Source organism: Bacillus sp. JJ1609, from assembly GCF_036967045.1.
Lineage (GTDB): Bacteria > Bacillota > Bacilli > Bacillales > Cytobacillaceae > Mesobacillus.
Genome location: NZ_JBALSS010000019.1, coordinates 67767 through 86062 on the forward strand (window position 1 = coordinate 67767; position 18296 = coordinate 86062).

Annotated in this window: 16 protein-coding genes; 4 read left to right on the forward strand and 12 right to left on the reverse strand. The window is 38.1% G+C overall.

Features of this window, described 5'->3' with window-relative positions; genetic code table 11:
* Positions 1-101 precede the first annotated feature (101 nt).
* Genes V7654_RS15155 through V7654_RS15165 form a run of 3 tightly spaced genes read left to right on the forward strand, consistent with a single transcriptional unit; the run spans position 102 to position 1903 of the window.
* Positions 102-683, forward strand: coding sequence for a hypothetical protein (locus tag V7654_RS15155; RefSeq protein ID WP_335431359.1), 582 nt, complete (start codon positions 102-104; stop codon positions 681-683).
* A 4-nt stretch (positions 684-687) separates the two neighbouring features.
* A complete protein-coding gene (locus V7654_RS15160) occupies positions 688-1164 on the forward strand; it encodes a hypothetical protein (protein ID WP_335431361.1) in 477 nt (158 codons plus the stop codon).
* Positions 1157-1903, forward strand: coding sequence for a hypothetical protein (locus V7654_RS15165; protein ID WP_335431362.1), 747 nt, complete (start codon positions 1157-1159; stop codon positions 1901-1903). The genes V7654_RS15160 and V7654_RS15165 overlap by 8 nt, the downstream gene beginning before the upstream one ends.
* Positions 1904-1968: 65 nt before the next feature.
* Here the strand turns inward: V7654_RS15165 and V7654_RS15170 are convergent, their stop codons facing one another.
* From V7654_RS15170 to sigW, 12 genes are all read right to left on the reverse strand, one after another.
* A complete protein-coding gene (locus V7654_RS15170) occupies positions 1969-5319 on the reverse strand; it encodes a DEAD/DEAH box helicase family protein (protein ID WP_335431364.1) in 3351 nt (1116 codons plus the stop codon).
* On the reverse strand, positions 5303-6526 hold the full coding sequence (locus V7654_RS15175) for a restriction endonuclease subunit S (protein ID WP_335431365.1): 1224 nt from the start codon (positions 6524-6526) through the stop codon (positions 5303-5305). Before V7654_RS15175 ends, V7654_RS15170 begins: the two co-directional genes overlap by 17 nt.
* Positions 6523-8019 (reverse strand): type I restriction-modification system subunit M, encoded by a 1497-nt coding sequence (locus V7654_RS15180; RefSeq protein ID WP_335431367.1) that lies wholly within the window; start codon positions 8017-8019, stop codon positions 6523-6525. The genes V7654_RS15175 and V7654_RS15180 overlap by 4 nt, the downstream gene beginning before the upstream one ends.
* A 93-nt stretch (positions 8020-8112) precedes the next feature.
* Positions 8113-9276, reverse strand: a complete 1164-nt coding sequence (locus V7654_RS15185; protein WP_335431369.1) for a hypothetical protein — start codon at positions 9274-9276, stop codon at positions 8113-8115.
* Between the two features lie 715 nt (positions 9277-9991).
* Complete coding sequence (locus V7654_RS15190; protein WP_335431370.1) at positions 9992-10189, reverse strand: helix-turn-helix domain-containing protein; 198 nt, start codon at positions 10187-10189, stop codon at positions 9992-9994.
* A gap of 149 nt (positions 10190-10338) precedes the next feature.
* On the reverse strand, positions 10339-12141 hold the full coding sequence (glmS, locus tag V7654_RS15195; protein WP_335431371.1) for a glutamine--fructose-6-phosphate transaminase (isomerizing): 1803 nt from the start codon (positions 12139-12141) through the stop codon (positions 10339-10341).
* Positions 12142-12370: 229 nt separating this feature from the next.
* Positions 12371-12694: a hypothetical protein gene (locus V7654_RS15200; RefSeq protein WP_335431372.1), complete on the reverse strand. Its 324-nt coding sequence runs from the start codon at positions 12692-12694 to the stop codon at positions 12371-12373.
* A 120-nt stretch (positions 12695-12814) separates the two neighbouring features.
* Positions 12815-14164: a phosphoglucosamine mutase gene (gene glmM / locus V7654_RS15205; protein WP_335431374.1), complete on the reverse strand. Its 1350-nt coding sequence runs from the start codon at positions 14162-14164 to the stop codon at positions 12815-12817.
* A gap of 38 nt (positions 14165-14202) precedes the next feature.
* Complete coding sequence (locus tag V7654_RS15210) at positions 14203-15435, reverse strand: CdaR family protein (protein WP_335431375.1); 1233 nt, start codon at positions 15433-15435, stop codon at positions 14203-14205.
* The gene (cdaA, locus tag V7654_RS15215) at positions 15428-16255 is read right to left on the reverse strand and encodes a diadenylate cyclase CdaA (RefSeq protein ID WP_335431377.1); all 828 of its coding nucleotides are present in this window, start codon (positions 16253-16255) and stop codon (positions 15428-15430) included. The genes V7654_RS15210 and cdaA overlap by 8 nt, the downstream gene beginning before the upstream one ends.
* 413 nt (positions 16256-16668) lie before the next feature.
* Positions 16669-17307, reverse strand: coding sequence for an anti-sigma factor (locus V7654_RS15220; RefSeq protein ID WP_335431382.1), 639 nt, complete (start codon positions 17305-17307; stop codon positions 16669-16671).
* A 15-nt stretch (positions 17308-17322) separates the two neighbouring features.
* A complete protein-coding gene (gene sigW / locus V7654_RS15225; RefSeq protein WP_335431379.1) occupies positions 17323-17886 on the reverse strand; it encodes an RNA polymerase sigma factor SigW in 564 nt (187 codons plus the stop codon).
* A gap of 270 nt (positions 17887-18156) precedes the next feature.
* Here sigW and V7654_RS15230 point away from each other — a divergent pair.
* Positions 18157-18296 (forward strand): aspartyl-phosphate phosphatase Spo0E family protein (locus tag V7654_RS15230; protein WP_335431383.1); only part of this gene is annotated, 140 nt, incomplete at its 3' end.

Sequence of the window (18296 nt, forward strand, 5' to 3'; positions counted from 1 at the left end):
ATTAAAAAAAGTTTATTACATTTTGTAATTCATGTTTGTGTTTACAAATCAAGTTTGTTAATATTTGTATATACCTTATACAATAGGGAGTGATCGGTATAATGGTGCATCCTTTTGTTTTTTTTGGTGGTAAACACTATCAAGAAAACGAAGCACATGAAATACTGAATAATTTTTTTGAACAAATACTTGAGTATTTTACTAATAATCTTGGAGTAGATGTCAAAAATTATTCGAACATAAATGAATTAGTAAATTCTCAACCTGAAGATAATAATGCTGATTATTTTTGGAGTTGGATGAAGAATTCAGGATTAGATTTAATTAATAAAGTTCTTTGTAATAAACTTTCCCAGTCAGAGGAATTTTTAGACTTATTAGATCATAGAGTTTTTGTACTTGAAATGGATATTGATTCAGGAATAAAGGGTAATGTTTATCACTCTTTCGCAGAAAGTTTAAAGGTTATTTCAGAAGCACAAGAAACATTTAATCAGACATCCGCAGCTACTCAGGTTACAATCACTAATGGAACCAAAATAACCGAAGTTATTAAGGTAACCGCCCATCCTTCAACGGATTTCATCTGGGTAAATGCTTATTTAAATGAAAATTTAGGTCAATCTTGGAATAATCCTGCTGAAACTCAGCGGGATTTTTGTTATTATATGGGTGAGGAGTGATTAAATGGAACAAACAGAGGAATATAAACTATACGTTACTTCTAAGACTAAAATACAAATGGTTGAAGCTACGTTAGAAGAACTACATACTAAAAAGTTTTACGAATTAGATGAGGAATGTGTAACGGAGATACAATTTGGAACCCGGATTGAAATTGCGGATGAAGAAAATGCAGTAGCATTTTTAAAAACCGACATAAAAGTATCAAATAGGGAAGTAAAAGAACCAGGGGTCATGATAACAGTTATATACAAAGGAAGGTTCGAATCAAAAGAAACTCTGGATCAATTCCAATTTGAAACATGGATAGACCCACAAGTGGTTCCACAGTTACTCCCTTATACCCGGGTTTTAATATCTAACCTTACTAATTTACTAGGAGTAACCCCTCCTGTTAATCTACCAACTATTGATATTTTAGAAACAATTAAAGCCAATGATCCACCAGGTAATGAAGATGGGAAAGATAATGGTGAATAAAATTACTTTTTCTCCTTCTGACTTTCCAAATCCGGGTCTTGAGCCGGTTGCAGATCAAATTGCCTCATTTCTTTTCAAATATAAAAGTAAGTTCGGTGACTTTTGTGAATTAATGAGATTCAGTGGTAATTGGAGTATCTCTAACTATAAAAGCCAACTGCAAAAATGGGAATCTAGTATAATAGGGCGACGTGGGAGAAAGAATGCTGCACCCGACACACTCCAACTAATTGATTTATGTCACACCTTTTTTTCAATTTGTAGTAGCGATGACGAATTGAGGAAAATGCGTGGGTTAGTTCCTGAAAAGTTAATTGAAAAGGTTTTCAGTTTAAGATATAATGGGAGACCGCATAATATAGGTTATGGTGTTATCGTCAATGTTAATGGACAACCGGTCCGATATCAGTGTAGCAACCCATATGATCACGGCGCTGAGGATAGTGACAGAAACCGCCAAACTGTAGATGCTGGAGCTTGGGATGGTAATATAGGTGAATTTGCTGAAATTAAATTCCGACCAGAAGCGTTTCACACGAAAGATATTAAATACTTGAGAACTCTCGCCCAGCGTTTGGTATCCGATAAAATTGATTATAAGATATTTTTAATTTGCTTTGATGATAAAAACCTCACAGCCGAACAATTAAAGAAACTCCACTTATGGACTGAAAGTGAGTTTATATTAATTGGTCGTAATGAAGTTTTTGATTTACAGCAGTCGTCCTATGCAGCATAAGATGGTTTTTTTAAATAATAAGCCTTATTCCAATATAAGTTTGGAATAAGGCTTATTATAATTTATTATCCTGTTTTTACTACTGCAGATTTTCTTAATGAATGGACCACCTTGACGATATCATCAACCGTATTATCATCAAATAATCCATATACCCCCTCATGATGAAGAGTATCAAAAGGTTGATCCAATAGTTTGCCAGGCTCTAGAACTCCATTCACGCTTAGATAATCAATTATCAAATTGATGAAATTGATTTGATTTGAGTTCAAGTTGGTTCTCTGCAGTAGATCAGCAAACGCCTCTTGTGCTGCAATTCTATCAAGTCCAACTAAGCCCCGTACAAAAATCCCAAAAGAATTTTCATCTCCGGCAGAAAACTCCTTATTAAATTGTTCTTTTGTACCGACCTGCTCTTTCTCAAGCATGTCTGCAAATGATTCAATATCAGTTAAGGTAATTGGTCTGTTTCTCTTAAGTTTTTCAATAGCAATATGATCCTGATGTTTTTTAACATAGTCGCTGATATGCGATTTATAGTCCTTAAAGTTCCCAAATGAAGGTAATTCCCCATCAAATATTATATCTTTCAGCTGATCCTCAAAGTTAGTATGAACAATTACCTTCTGTTCCTTATCAAGAAGGCGGATTAGCTCTCGAATAATTTTCCGAATCTCATTCAACTCAATTGCTGAAGTTCGCTCGAAGAAACGAATGTCCATAATGTCCTTTAATACTTCTATATGATCAGCAACCTGGGGAATAATTCTCTTATTATACAGAGCTTCCGCAATAGTTTTGAGCTGCTTCTTTTTTGCATCTGCTCCCGGGATAATAGCAACACCAAGAATAATGCGTTGAAGCCTGACATGAAGCATGTCTACACGTTTCTTGTCTTCTGGCTCCGAATCATAAACCAGCCTTGCGAATCCATCCTCATCTGTTAAGGCATTCACTTCTGATTCTTCTAGACGCTCCCAGCTTTCAGGTTGCCTGAATTTTACTAAAAGAGGCAGATGCTTTCTTAAAGCGAAATGATGTTCGTCCATTGAATTGAGCTGGCGTGTTATGACCCCAATCAGCTCGTTTCGAATATCTTCGTATGTCTCTCCTGACCCATATAGCTCTCGTACCAAATGGACTCGTTCTCGAAATAATTGACCGGTCAAGTGAAGCGGTAATGGTTTAGCTTCCTCTTTTTTACCAAACTTAAAGTATTCAACGTTACCGCAAAGGTCAAATAGCAGGGCATGAGTTTTATCTTCTCCAGGACCGAACAAATCCTCCCGAAGCCGGGTTCCACGACCAATCATTTGCCAGAACTTCGTCAATGAAAAAACTGGCTTAAACATCACAAGGTTAACAACTTCAGGAACATCGATTCCTGTATCCAACATATCAACAGATACAGCTATATGTGGCTCTTTTTCCTCGATTTTAAAGTTTTCAATGAGTTGGTCGGCATAAGGTATTTTATAGTGGATTTCTGCCGCAAACTTTCCTTTTAAATGAGGCATCATCTCATCAAAAACATTAACGATGAGTTTTGCATGTTCATTGTTCCTGGCGAATATGATTGTTTTCCCTAGCCTGTCTCCACCTTCAACCTTAATGCCGTGTTCAAGGAATACCTCTATAGCGCGGCGGATTGTATCCTTGTTATAAAGGAATTGGTAAACTTCTTCCTTGCTAACCTTTTTATCCTTTTTGTGGGGGATTACCTTTTTGTCATACTCTTCTTGTTCCTCAGGCGATAATTCATCCCGATCAATACCTTCATGCAAAAATTTGAAAAATACCGACACAGGTTTTACGGGAACAAGGTTTTTATCTTCAATGGCTTGTTCATACTCATAAGCGAAGGTAGGGATATTTTTCTGTAGCCCAAAGAAATTATAAGTATCATGCTCTACATCGGATTTTGGAGTCGCAGTGAGTCCCATCAAGAGAGAATCGAAGTATTGAAAAACCTGTCCAAACTTATTGTAAATGGACCTGTGTGCCTCATCTACTATGATTAAATCAAAGAATCCAACACTGAACTTTGGATTAACACCAGGTTGAATGAAACTCATCATGGTTTGGTAAGTAGAGAAATAGATACGTGCGGAAGGGTCATCTTTATCCTCAAGCAAGTTACAAGTTGTAACGCTTGGAAGATGCTTTTTAAATTCCTTTGCCGCTTGTTTTACAAGCTCCCTACGATCAGCAAGAAAAAGCGCATTCTTTACCCATCCAGCTCGCTTCAAGAGATCAACCATTGCGATAGCAGTTCGGGTTTTACCGGTACCTGTTGCCATAACAAGCAGAGTACGGCGGCGTCCCTGTTCATACGTTTCTGCTACCCTTTTTATCGCTTCAATCTGATACAAACGACCTGCAATCATGGAGTTTGTTTTATATTCAGAAGTGTCTTTTCTTTCAGTTCTCTTTTGTAATGCCCATTCAAGATCTGATTTTGAATAAAAAGAAGCGATTTCCCTCGGAGGATAAAATGCGTCATCCCATATCCATGTTTCGTATCCATTAGTAAAAAACATGATTGGGCGATGACCATATTTCTTTTCGAGAAGGTTCGTATAAAGTAAAGCCTGATTTTTACCCTTCTGGGAATCATGCACTGTGCTCTTAACCTCGATGACTGCTAAAGGCAACCCATTATCTGCCCATAAAACATAATCGCAAAAACCAAAACCGGTCCTATTTGGCATTCCTTCAACTTCAAATTCTCTTACATTATGACCATGAGGGTTCCATCCGGCTTCTCGAAGCATAACATCTATTATGAGTTGTCGGGTCCGGGCTTCATTTTCAGGAGTAAATTTAATTTTAGGCTTTAATGATTTGTTTGTCAGTTCATCAATCTTTATTTTGAGTTTCGCGTTTTCTTCTTCAATTTTTTGGATTTTCGCATCTTTCTCGGCGATTCGTTTTTCTATCTTTTGGAGATGGTCCGTTGAATCATCAGCCTTCTTTGTACTAGTAGGTATAAGTTTAGGATTAAATTTTAAATCCTCAATAGGTTTAGTAAGATAATAGTCTTGAAGCCAATCCAAAAATACAAATAAATGCTCGAAAATCAGAAGTGACTGATCTGATTTCAAAGGGGAATCATCATGAACTGCAATATTCCCCATTCGAATAATCAATTTTATTGGATGAAAAAGACCCGGGGATATTGTCTCTTGAAAAGATTTTGTATGAACAAGATCGCCGAGCATGTATTTTTCCTTTTCAGGGTACTCAAGATAACCATCGGTACTGTACATCCACCGGACGGCACGCTCCAGTGCCGCGCGACAGTAAAACAAAGATGTACGAGGGTTTGCATGTACATTTGATTCCGCCTCTGATGCATGTTCATGTAGTGTTTGCCATTGCGGATAGTTTTTTAGAAAATCAACATTTAATGGCATGTTCATTCACCTGGTTTTCCTTTAATTTAAGTCGTCCGGTAAATGCTTGATGTAAAAGTGAATTAAAAAACAAATCAATATTATTAAGTTGAAGTTGATTAATTTCTTTTGTTTTATTGATTTCCCATATCAGACTTTTGAATTTTTGTTGTAGCTTTAATGGAGGTATGGGAATTTCAATACTTTTCATAATTCCAACATTTATAATCCCCATAGTTCCACCGTGAGAATTATGCTTTAAACGATTTTGAAAACTTTCATTTTCCATCATGCATTTAAAATATTCCGGAATAATTTTTTGTGCATTCAAACTTATTTTCATTAAACGTGGGTTTATAATACCAGGTTGGAAACTATCAGGTACAACCGATACCTTTCCAAAAGTACCAACCAGAGATATTAAAATATCACCTGGTTTAATTTCATAAGCTTGAAGTTCTTTAAACTTAGCATCATCAATATAATAATCACCGTATTCAAAGTCATTTCTAATTACTTGTTCTTGTCCATATATTTTATAACCTTGCGCAACATAAAATTCTTTTTTCAAAGCTGACCCAAATGGTCCAGCTTTTATTGCATACTTCCCTCCAGAAGACACTGACTGAAGTGTATGTTTTTCCCACTGTTTTGAATTAATGACAGGATCTCCGAACATATCTATAAACGTAGAATGAATTAGTTCATCTAATTTGCTTATTATTGTTTTCCTCTTTATTAAAATATTTTCCGCCTCAGTTAAAGCTTCAACAATTTTATTTTGTATTTCTAAAGGTGGAATAGGTACAACTAAGTCCTTCAAAAACTTAAAATGGCGATTATATCCTGTATCAGGGATTTTTATATTTCTTAAAAAATAATACAAATAATTTGTATTATAATAATCGCTTTTTGCTTTTAAAACCTTTACACCATCTGCACCTAATACAAATTTCCTGTCAAAGTATTTTAAAATTCTAGTGTGATCTCCAAATATTATGAAAGGGGGATCAGATTTAATAAGAGTTTCTGCCTTATTTGTAAATCCAGCAATCATTTCTTTTCCTTGATCAATTATAGGAAAAGAACCTTCCGGTAAATATTCACTCTTGTTGATTTTAACATTACCTGAACTGACGTCTGTAAATACATCTTTAAAATTTTTTAATTCCCAATTTTCAGGGAGGCTATTAAAAGAAGATATATCTTGGAATTTATTATAACTCATTCTAAACTTCCTCCCAATTTTTCTAAGCCGAATTGAATTTCTTTTTGTAACTCAATTATTTCTTGAAGAAGGAGTTTAGGGGAAGTATATTTTATTTCTTCATGAATTATTTCTTTATAACGATTAATACTTAAATCGTATTTATTATTACGGATTTCATCCAAACCAACAAAGAAAGACTGTTCCGTACGATTCCGTTCTTTTTCATTATCTAGGTTTTTGAATCTGGTGATAATATCAGGAATATTATTGTTTTCATGTTTAGTTAAATCTAGTTCTCTACGGTGATCATCAAGGGTGTAACCATCAGCGACCATATCATAAAACCAAACCTTATCCGTTCCACCGATGCTTGTCTTCTGGAATATCAAAACAGCAGTTGAAACACCCGCGTAAGGTTTGAATACGCCAGAAGGCATGGAAATAACAGCTTCAAGTTTATGATTTTCAATAATTTCTTTTCGGATTGCTATGTGTGCAATTGAGGAACCAAAAAGAACACCGTCCGGAACAATAACAGCACATCGACCCCCGTTTTTAAGTATTCGAAGCATAAGAGCTAGGAACAAAAGTTCCGTTTTCTTCGTTTTTACTTTAGCAAGTATATTATCGGCTACCTCGCTGTAATCAAGTGAACCCTTGAAAGGTGGATTTGCCAAGACCAAAGTATAATTATCTTCTTCGAGATTACTTTTGGACAAGGAATCTTTATATTCCATATGTGGATCTTCAATTCCATGGAGCATAAGGTTCATACTCGCAATACGGAGCATGGTTTGATCTGTATCGAAACCATAAAACATCGATTTTTTATATTTCTCCTGAAGCTCCTCATTTCCAACTTTAACAAATAGTTCATTACGATAATGCTCAGTAATATACTCTGCAGCAGTTACCAAAAATCCCGCAGTTCCAGCAGCCGGATCAACAATCTTATCTGCAAGTGAAGGCTGCATAAGCTCGACCATCATCTTAATGATGTGCCGTGGTGTACGGAACTGACCATTTGTTCCAGAGGTTGATAATTTTGAAAGAAGGTATTCGTATAAATCTCCCATAGTGTCCTTATTCTTGTCCTTCATTTCATCAAGCAGCTTATCAATTGCTGTGACTACACGCTGTAATAACTGTGGAGTCGGGATGATAAAGACTGCATTAGCTAGGTGCTTTGCAAACTTGGAGTCTTCTCCGCCTAGTTCTTTCATATGCTTAAATGCTTCATCTTTAACAATGTTGAACATTTCTTCTGCGTCAGTTTTATTTTTGAAATTGGACCAACGCAAATGACTATCCTCTTCTTTGAAAATTGGGTTAGCTATTTTACCGCCATTTAATCTCGCACGGCGTTCCTGTTTTATTTGTTGTTCATCCAGCTGTTTCATAAAAAGCAAATATGTAATTTGCTCGATGACAGACAACGGATTTGTAATACCGCCTGTCCAAAAAGTTTCCCATAAATTATCTACTTTATTTTTAAAATCACCAGTAAGCATTGTTCTCCCCCAATTAATAATACTAAAATACCTATCCTTTATTTTACCATAAAAGACTTTAGCAGAATGCTAAGTCCCAAAAATTGTAATCCATTAGATCTTTACTTTTTTCTTTTTTTCCGCTATCTTTTGCTGAATATATAAGTCAATTTCGCTAAAGTCCTCATGCCAGAATAAGTTTGTGTATGTATTATTCGGTGCTGGAATCAAACTTGTGAAATACCTTATGTTTTCTTCCGATCCAACTAAATAAGTTGGGATATCTGGTTTTGAACAAAACGCAGAATGACCATTAAACAATACATTTTTAGCAACAATAGTTGAAGCTAATGGGTTAAGATTAGGTGAAGATGCAATTTGTGCCAAAAGTTGGGTTGCCCCAAGAATGTAATCGGAGTTTATATAATTGCCAGCTGATCTATATCCTGCAGGGGCATATTTCCACCCCGTTAACAAACTCCGCTGGTAAGCCTTTACTAACATTGTTTTATATCCCTTATTAACTCTAGAAGCGAACGAGAATGAATTATAGGAATATGCATTTGCCAGGGCTTCCTCTAATGGGTCATGTGCATGTTCCCCGAGCCCGATTATGTCTTTGTATGCAGATTTACGATACTTTATGTAAAACGGGTATGGTTCATAATCTGACGAGGAGATTACCTCTAATGTAGTTGCTGCAGATTCAACCATATGATGAAAAAATTCATGGTGAAATATTTGATATGTAATATATCCCAATAGAATATCTGGAGAAAAAAGAATTCGGTCTTGCCCAAGCCGTTTTACTATAGACTCGTAATAATTTAGGATTTTATCGATTAATAAATATATTCCCCAATCATCAGAAGGAGTGTAATGAAAAGGTCTATAAAACGCTAGAGCATTTGGAGAAATTAAGGATGAATTAATACGATATAAAAAACTTGGATCATTAACTTGTTTCCAAATATCCTCCTTTTTCCCCCCCGATAATTTAGTATTTGGATGCAACTGCTTAGCTTTATCTACTATTGTTTTTATTTCTGTTCGTGTTTTCTTTTTGTCCCTTTTGACCGAAACCCCCAAAAGCAAATTTTCTGCTGGAACATATTCAGAACCGTTTCGTATTAACAGCTTTCGCCCAAATCCTGTTAAATTATTATCGTTTATCCATGAAATACATCCATCTATTAATGGTTTCTTACCAATCCTTATTTCATCAAATTCTTCTTGATAAGCCTCTGTGTAATCCCACAATCCGACTTGTTTTACCAATTCTAACCTCTCCTAATAATTCTCTAAATGGTCAAATTCACTCGTAGTATCAACATTTTTCAAATCTGCACTTGATAATTTATCATCATGATTATTTGTGCTTTTAGCCAGTGGACGACTTTAGTAGAATATCTAAAAAGATTCTCTTAAGGTTGACACTCTCTACAAAGCCATTCAAGCTGTCCAAATCCTGCATGGAATGATTCTAGTTTTTCATTTTGCTCATATTTCCCACAACTATCGCACGAAGAATACCCCTCTAAACATTCAGAACACATTGCTACTTCAACTTCCCAAAATGTATCTATTATCCCAATACCTACCTTTATATTGGTACTTCCACAATTCGAAAAATTTCATTGTTTGACCTCCAGTGTGTTGTATTAAAATAATTCTATACTATGTTAATTTACCCCTTTATAAAATACCTTTTTATATTGTTAAACGTGTTCAAAAAATTAGCTGTTTTTAATAATTTCCAAATAAAAAACGCCGGTTAAACCGGCGCTATCATTTTTGTCTTTATTGGTTAGTACACGACTTTATTGTCCAGTACATTTACCCAAATACTACGATAAAACATTTCATCTCAACAATCAGATTAATCCTATTCCAATTAAAAAAGCTTGTAGAACTATCTAATATTCTAGACTGTATCTACAAGCTTTTATACTAGTAAAGGGATTAAAGGACTCACTAATAACTCGTTATACCTCTAATCATCAAATAAAATATTTAAGTCAACATTAAATACTTTCCTAAAAGTTTTCAATGTTTGATAAGAGGGATAGCATTTATCTTTTTCTATATCGCTTAAAGTTCCTTGCGAAATTCCTAATAACTCGGCAAATTCAGCTTGGGTATAAAAATTTTCTTTACGAATTACTTTTATACGCTCACCAATTGAGACCATTAAAATACTCCTTATAAGGAATGTTTTAGGTAAATATAAAATAACCGATTATATTTTTCGATTACCAACTTTAATTATTAATAACCAACTATATTTTTCGATTACCGACTTTATTTTGCACAAACATCTGAAGAGGCTTAATTCCAATGTTATTCAACCGTAACCGACTTAGCCAGGTTACGTGGCTTATCTACATCGCAGTCGCGGTGCAGTGCTGCGTAGTAAGAAATCAATTGCATTGGTATTACAGAGATAAGAGGTGTTAATAGGCTGTGCACTTCTGGAATGACGAAACGGTCCTCGTCTGTTTCCAGTCCTTTCATGGAAATGATGCACGGGTTAGCTCCGCGGGCAACGACTTCTTTAACGTTTCCACGGATGCTTAGGTTAACAAAGTCTTGAGTTGCAAGGGCGATGACTGGTGTGCCTTCTTCAATCAAAGCGATTGTTCCGTGCTTCAATTCTCCGCCTGCAAAGCCTTCAGCTTGGATATACGAAATTTCCTTTAGCTTTAACGCGCCTTCAAGGCCTACGTAAAAGTCGATTCCGCGTCCGATGAAGAATGCGTTTCTTGTTACAGTCAGGTATTCGCGAGCGATGCTTTCGAATTCTTCTTTGTCATCACAAAGAGCTTCCATAGCAGTTGCGATAATACCTAATTCCTGTACAAGATCAAAGTCCACTTCATGGCCAAGGCCGCGAGCTGTAACTTCAGCAAGGATTGCAAGAACAGCAAGCTGTGCTGTATAAGCCTTTGTTGAAGCAACCGCAATTTCAGGACCTGCATGAAGCAATAATGTGTAATCAGCTTCACGGGAAAGTGTAGAACCAGGAACATTCGTAATTGTTAGAGCTTTATAGCCCATTTCCTTCACCTGAACGAGAACCTGACGGCTGTCCGCAGTTTCACCGCTCTGTGAAATGAAGATGAACAATGGCTTTTCAGAAAGAAGCGGCATGTTATAGCCGAACTCACTTGAGATATGAACTTCAACAGGAACCTTCACCAATTTTTCGATGAACTGTTTTCCGACAAGGCCAGCGTGGTATGAAGTACCCGCAGCAATGATGTAGATGCGGTCTGCTTCCTTCATCGCAGCGACGATGTCAGAGTCGATTTCAAGCGCGCCCTGGCCATCCTGGTAGTTCTGAATGATTTTGCGCATTACAAGCGGCTGCTCGTCGATTTCCTTGAGCATATAGTGAGGGTATGTTCCCTTTTCGATATCGCTTGCGTCAAGCTCAGCTGTATAAGGAGCACGTTCGATTACTTCTCCCTCAAGGTTCTTGATCGTCACTTCGTCCTTCGTAACAAGAACCATTTCCTTGTCCATCAGTTCTACGTATTGGCTTGTTACCTGGATCATTGCCATAGCGTCACTCGCTACAACATTGAAGCCTTCTCCAAGACCTACTAGAAGTGGGCTCTTGTTTTTCGCCACAAAAATAGTTTCATCATTTTGCTCGTCAATAAGGGCAAGTGCATATGAACCATGTAAAAGTGTCAGCGTTTTGCGGAATGCGTCTTCCACGCTCAGACCTTCGTTAACGAACAGTTCAAGCAGCTGTACGATAACTTCTGTGTCTGTTTCACTTTTCAATTCAACATTTTGCAAATACTCGCGCTTTAATAGATCGTAGTTCTCGATTACACCATTGTGAACAAGAGTCAGTCTGCCAGTAGAGCTTTGGTGAGGGTGAGCGTTCACCTTGCTTGGCGGTCCATGAGTAGCCCAACGAGTATGGCCAATACCTGCATTTGCCATAACATCAAGGTCTACTGCGATGCGAAGGTCAGCAATGCGTCCTTTTTCTTTAAAAACATGCACGCCATTGCCATTGATGACAGCGATCCCCGCAGAGTCATAACCTCTATACTCAAGCTTTTCAAGACCTTTTAATAAAATCTCTTTCGAGTCATTATTTCCAATATATCCAACGATTCCACACATAACTTCTTTTCCTCCTGTACGACAGGGGGCAAGAAGCCTTTTTAGGGGCCGCTTGCCCCCTTATCTCTTTTTAATTGGTTTGAGGTCTGACTTTTACATCATTACCTCTCTAGTTTTAGCATCCCCTTCTCTTTGTCCATTAAGTTGCCAAAATGTTTTAAAGAAGGAATTCGCGGCTGTGCTTTCAGCCGGGAGGCATCCGCCGAAAATTCGATAAACCTCCACCTCGTCAACTAATCCAATTATCCGATTCACAGATTAGTCCTGGCGCTTTTAAGTTTTCTATTTGAACCCCTGCCCACCTTTCAATTGGAATGGTGCTTTTGTTTTTAACAGGCTTTTTTCGAATTGATTGCTGCATTTTTGAATATATCATATGTTTGGTTAGAGAAAAGAGCCTTTTTACAAAAACAGGATTATCATACATGATACTGATGAATCCGTCAATAGAAAACAAAGGAAACTGCCTACCTGTACACTTACCCTTCACAGGCATGCTAAAACTCTCCTTCATAAATAAATATGCAAAAGGGCTTTGTTTTGTTCCGTACATCCTTAAATATGTAAAAACAAAAGGAGGTTTGCCCCTGTTCCTTATTAATGATAAGTGCGCATTTTGTACCAAATAAAAAAGCTTAAGCACCTCAACAAGGTGCTTAAGCTTGGTTTAAATCTATTCCTTCAATCCCATTTCTTCTTCAACAACCGCTGCGATACGGCCTACATATTCCTGGCAAAGCTCCGCGGAAGGAGCTTCAGCCATAACACGCACTAAAGGTTCAGTTCCGGAAGGGCGAACAAGGATGCGGCCATTGCCGTTCATTTCAGCTTCAACCTGTTCGATTACTTCTTTTACCTTTTGGTTATCTGTCACGTGATGCTTGTCTGTTACTCGAATATTTACTAGAACCTGTGGATATTTCTTCATTTCGCCTGCAAGCTCTGAAAGTGGCTTTCCTGTCACTTTCATGATGTTCGCCAGCTGCAGCCCTGTCAGAAGGCCGTCACCTGTTGTATTGTAATCAAGGAAAATGATGTGTCCAGACTGCTCTCCGCCGAGATTATAACCAGTCTTCTTCATTTCTTCTACTACATAACGGTCGCCGACTGCAGTTTGAACGCTTTGGATTCCGTGCTCTTCAAGACCTTTATAGAACCCAAGGTTGCTCATTACGGTAGAGACAACTGTCCCTTGCTTCAGCTGGCCTCTTTCCTTCATGAACTTGCCGCAAATGTACATAATCTGGTCACCATCGACGATATTTCCTTTTTCATCGATTGCAATCAAACGGTCTCCATCACCATCAAATGCTAGTCCTAGATCTGCGCCCTTCTCTTTTAAAAATGCAGCAAGTGCTTCAGGGTGAGTCGAGCCAACTCCATCATTGATGTTTAGGCCATTTGGAGATGCTCCCATCGTTGAAAGATCAGCATCCAGGTCAGCAAACAAATGTGCAGCTAATGAAGATGTTGCTCCGTGAGCGCAGTCTAATGCGATATGCAGGCCTGTGAATTCTTCATCAACAGATTGCTTCAAGTATTGAAGGTATTTTTGTCCGCCTTCGAAATAGTCATTAACCTGTCCAAGGTCTGCACCAACTGGACGTGGAAGTTCATCAACCTCTAAATCCATTAATTGTTCGATTTCAAGCTCTTGATCATCAGAAAGCTTGAAGCCATCTGGACCAAAGAATTTAATACCATTATCCGCTACTGGATTATGCGAAGCAGAAATCATAACTCCTGCTTGAGCACCAAGAGCCTTTGTTAAATAAGATACCCCCGGAGTGGAGATAACACCGAGCCTCATAACTTCCGCTCCAATTGACAATAGGCCGGCAACAAGTGCTCCTTCAAGCATATGGCCCGAAATGCGAGTATCACGGCCAATCAACACCTTTGGCCTGTTATGGTCTTTCGTAAGTACATAGCCTCCGAAACGTCCAAGTTTGAACGCCAATTCTGGTGTTAATTCACTATTTGCAACGCCGCGTACTCCATCTGTACCGAAATATTTACCCATTCTTAAAATCTCTCCTTGTTTGAAAAATTACAGTCAAATTATGCTTCTTTCTTCGCAACAGTTATATTGGCTTTTTCCTTAGCCAGTTTCCAAATAATATTTTCAGGTGCTGTCACCTTCATGTCTACTTCATGCTCTCCTTCATCCAAACCGGACACATCAATCAAGATCTTAAAATTGCCGGCGGTAAGCGGAGCAACGATATTGCTTGGACCCGTAACCGTAATGTCTGTTTGGCCATTTGAAGGGTTGAGAAAGTCAACCTCAAACTCATCGTTCATACCTTCAATCTCAATCGGGATATTTGAGATTGTTTTTTCGGATTCCTTTGTTACTCTCACTGAAACCTTTACCATCTCCGGTGAAACCTTCACGACCCCATTAGAAATGATTACAGGCAGCGTCAACTCGGTGTCATCCGTAATTTCACTGAGATCCACCTCGACCCGAACATTTTTCACTTCAGATAAAATCTCCGGAGCCGCTATGATTTCCGCTTCCTTCGTATCCGCAGTAATGGATTCAATCGTTACTCCTTCGGGAGGATTCCCTTTCCGGACGATATCGATTGGTACCTTTTTACTGGAACTCTTGACAGGAATCGTTACTTCAACCGTATCAGGTTCAACATTGACATCGAGCTTATTCATGTCTTTATCTAAAACGAGGACACTGGCCTCACGCGTTATGCTGTCAGATATTTTACCGTTCGCATTAACGGTTGCTTTTACATAAGTAATTCTATCCACGAGATCCTTCGCACCAGTAATTTGAACTTTACTTGGATTTACGGTAGGTTTTTCAGCAATATAGCCTTCTTCAACAAGATTACGGCTGTATTCTGCCTCTACCTTGAATTCCTTGGTTACTTTTTCCTGAATTGAAACATTGGCATAGCCTGGTTCAATGGTGACCGTAAGCCGATCGGAAATATCTCTAATGGTGATTGGAACTCGCTGTTTACCCATGTCAGCCTTCGTCAGGTCCACAAACACCTCGAAATTCCGTAACGCTTTTGCCTGCTGAACAAGGTTTTTTGGACCTTGAAGTGTAATGGTTACAGTCTCAGGAACACCTGTTACAACAAGGGTATCTGTGTCGTAATAGCTTTTTATCGGCACTTCTTCGATTGTTTCAACTTTTTCGTCCGATGGGACATTTACATCCCCGGGTTTATCAGGGTCATTTTTAGGGACAGACCCAAAGAGCAGAATCGCAAGAACCAAGGCAACCATTTTAATGAACCATGGGTTATCCATGAGTTTATCCATTTTTCTTCCCCCTCCAATTCCAGCGGGTAGAAGCTGCCTGCTTGATTCTTGATGGTGTGATTAATTCGGCGGCGAGCAGTTCTTTCAGCGTTTCCCCGCTCAAATCCCGATAAAGCTCTCCATTTCGAGTAACCGATACATTCCCTGTCTCTTCAGAAACAACGATCGTAATACTGTCGGTTACCTCACTGATTCCAAGTGCCGCTCTGTGCCTTGTTCCCAGCTCTTTAGAAATGAACGGACTTTCTGATAGCGGTAGATAACAAGCAGCAGCTGCAACGATGTTTTTCTGTATGACAACAGCTCCATCATGAAGTGGTGTATTCGGTATAAATAAATTAATAAGCAATTCAGAAGAAATCCTAGATTGAAGCGGAATGCCAGTTTCGATATAATCACTCATTCCGGTTTCTCTTTCAATCGAGATTAATGCTCCGATCCGGCGCTTTGCCATATAATCGGTTGCCTTAATAATTGCCTCCACCATTCTCTCTTCATCTTCTTCTTCCTGCAGCCCTGATCTGGAGAAAAGCCGCCCTCGACCCAATTGCTCAAGTGCTCTCCTTAATTCCGGCTGGAAGATGATGATGATGGCTAGGAATCCCCAGGTTAAAACTTGTTCCATCATCCAGCTGAGTGTATTCAATCCGAAGAAATCACTGACAAACTTTACAATAAGAATCACGAAGATTCCTTTTAAAAGTTGCACAGCCTTCGTTCCACGAATGATGGCAATCAGCTTATAAATGACGAACCAAACCAGGAGTATGTCAACAATATTGGCTAGATATTCCAATAAATCGAAATCTGCAAACGACATTGCACTTCCTCCATTAGATTAGTAAGGCTCTTTTCGTATTATTTGTGGCTTTTCATACAAAACAATCTCCATTTCAATTCCTGAAGATATACATCACTTTATGTAAGAAAACGCCCTGCCTTAAAGAGAATACAGCCTTTAGAAAAGCTCTTTTCATAAACTTTTCGGCTTGCATTAAACAGCATGAATCTCGAAAACAGCTCATGGTTCATAAGCAAAAATATAGCACGCACCTCTGCTCATAAACATATGTAACTTTTTTATTATAACATAAGAGAAGTTTAATTAATAATGAAGTAAATTCACAAGGATTGTCAGCTTACATTCATAAGAATGGCTATATGTCCGATTTCCCAGATAATCGAGAATCTAGTAACTTTTTGTAACTATCAATGATAAAAAAACAGTCAATCCTATTGGAATGACTGTTCTTTCTGTTCTGTTTCAAAAAGGTTTGCCGCGTTTTTGAATGTCTTTTTTATGTGGTACCAAATCCATTCAAACACTTCATTAACCTCGGTTATTTTTCCCGTCACATTTCCAGCGGAAGCTAGGTACTGTTCACCGTTGATCACGGTCACATCACCCTGGACCTCTCCCTCAATTTTCACCTTGCCATTTCTGACAACCACATCTCCCTTTACAACTTCACCCTCGGGAACAATGACTGTGTCATTCTCCACCACGAGATTAGGCTGCTTCGAAACCGAAAATTGGTGCTCTTCATTCCAAGTAGTCAAGATGCTGCCTGTCATCAAGGCTAGGAAAAGAGAAGCCGCTGTTAACAATGGATGACTTCTGAACCAGCGTTGGATTTCTGTCTTTTTCTTTTCCTTTGGCAAGCCAGCCATTACCTTTGAGGTAAAATCGCTTGGCGCTTGGATATGGGATGTGCTCTGGACGAGAGCAATGGATTTATTCAACTCCCTGAAGTATTCCTGGCAATCGTTACAGCTCTGTAAATGTTCTCTCAAGATTTTCTCATGTTCTTCAGGAATTTCATCATCTAAATATTCATGCATATATTCAATCACATGTTCTGGACATTTCATTTCTTTCACCTCACATTATACGTGTCGCAATTGCTGTCTTAAGGCTTCTCTGCCTCGATGTATTCTAGTCTTTACCGTACCAAGCGGGAGATCCAGAATCTCGCTGATCTCATTCAGGCTAAGCTCTTCAATATACTTTAATACGATAACCGACCTGTATTTATCGGGTAGTTTTGAAATTTCTTTTTGAATCGTGTCCTGCAATTCAATGCTTTCGACCTCATCCTCTGGCAATGGCGTGTCAGATGGAACTTGTGAATACATATTCAAGCCCTCTGTTCCCGGAACTTCTGCATCAAGAAAGTAGTCTGGTTTCTTTTTCCGAATCCGGTCTATGCAAAGGTTAGTTGCAATTCTGTATAGCCATGTAGAAAATTTCAGGTTTTGATTGAAGCTGTTGATATTTATATATGCACGGATAAAGGCTTCCTGTGCAATATCCTCTGCTTCATGCCGATTCCCAAGCATACGGTAGCAAAGCTGAAATACCTTGTCCTTGTATATTTCAACAATCTCGCCATAGGCATTTTGGTCTCCCTTGATCACTTGTTTGATTCTTTGTTTTACGATGGTTTCCATTAGTTTACCTCCGCGCTTCATGCGGCTAATCGATATACGAATCGATTCCGGAAAAGGTTTCGTTTTTTTTTATAAAAAATATTTTTCACCTTGTTTTAGTTTACAATTAGACAAATTCATACGGAAATCGACTGTTGGATGCTCTTTTTGCTGTAAAAAGTCTAAAAAACTCAATAAGTTAATATTAACAAATTTTTACCATATTTGTTTAAAAATTTTAATATGGGGTATAAATGAACTATATTCTAAAGAAAGCGAGGAGTTTTCGCAATGTGTGCAGAAACTTTGTTGAAGGATATTGAAAAATGCCGTAAAGAGATGGTCGAACTAGCTGCAAAAACCTCGCTGTCAAATCAAAGAGTGGTAGACATCAGTACGAAGCTAGATCGACTACTAAATAAGTATTATAA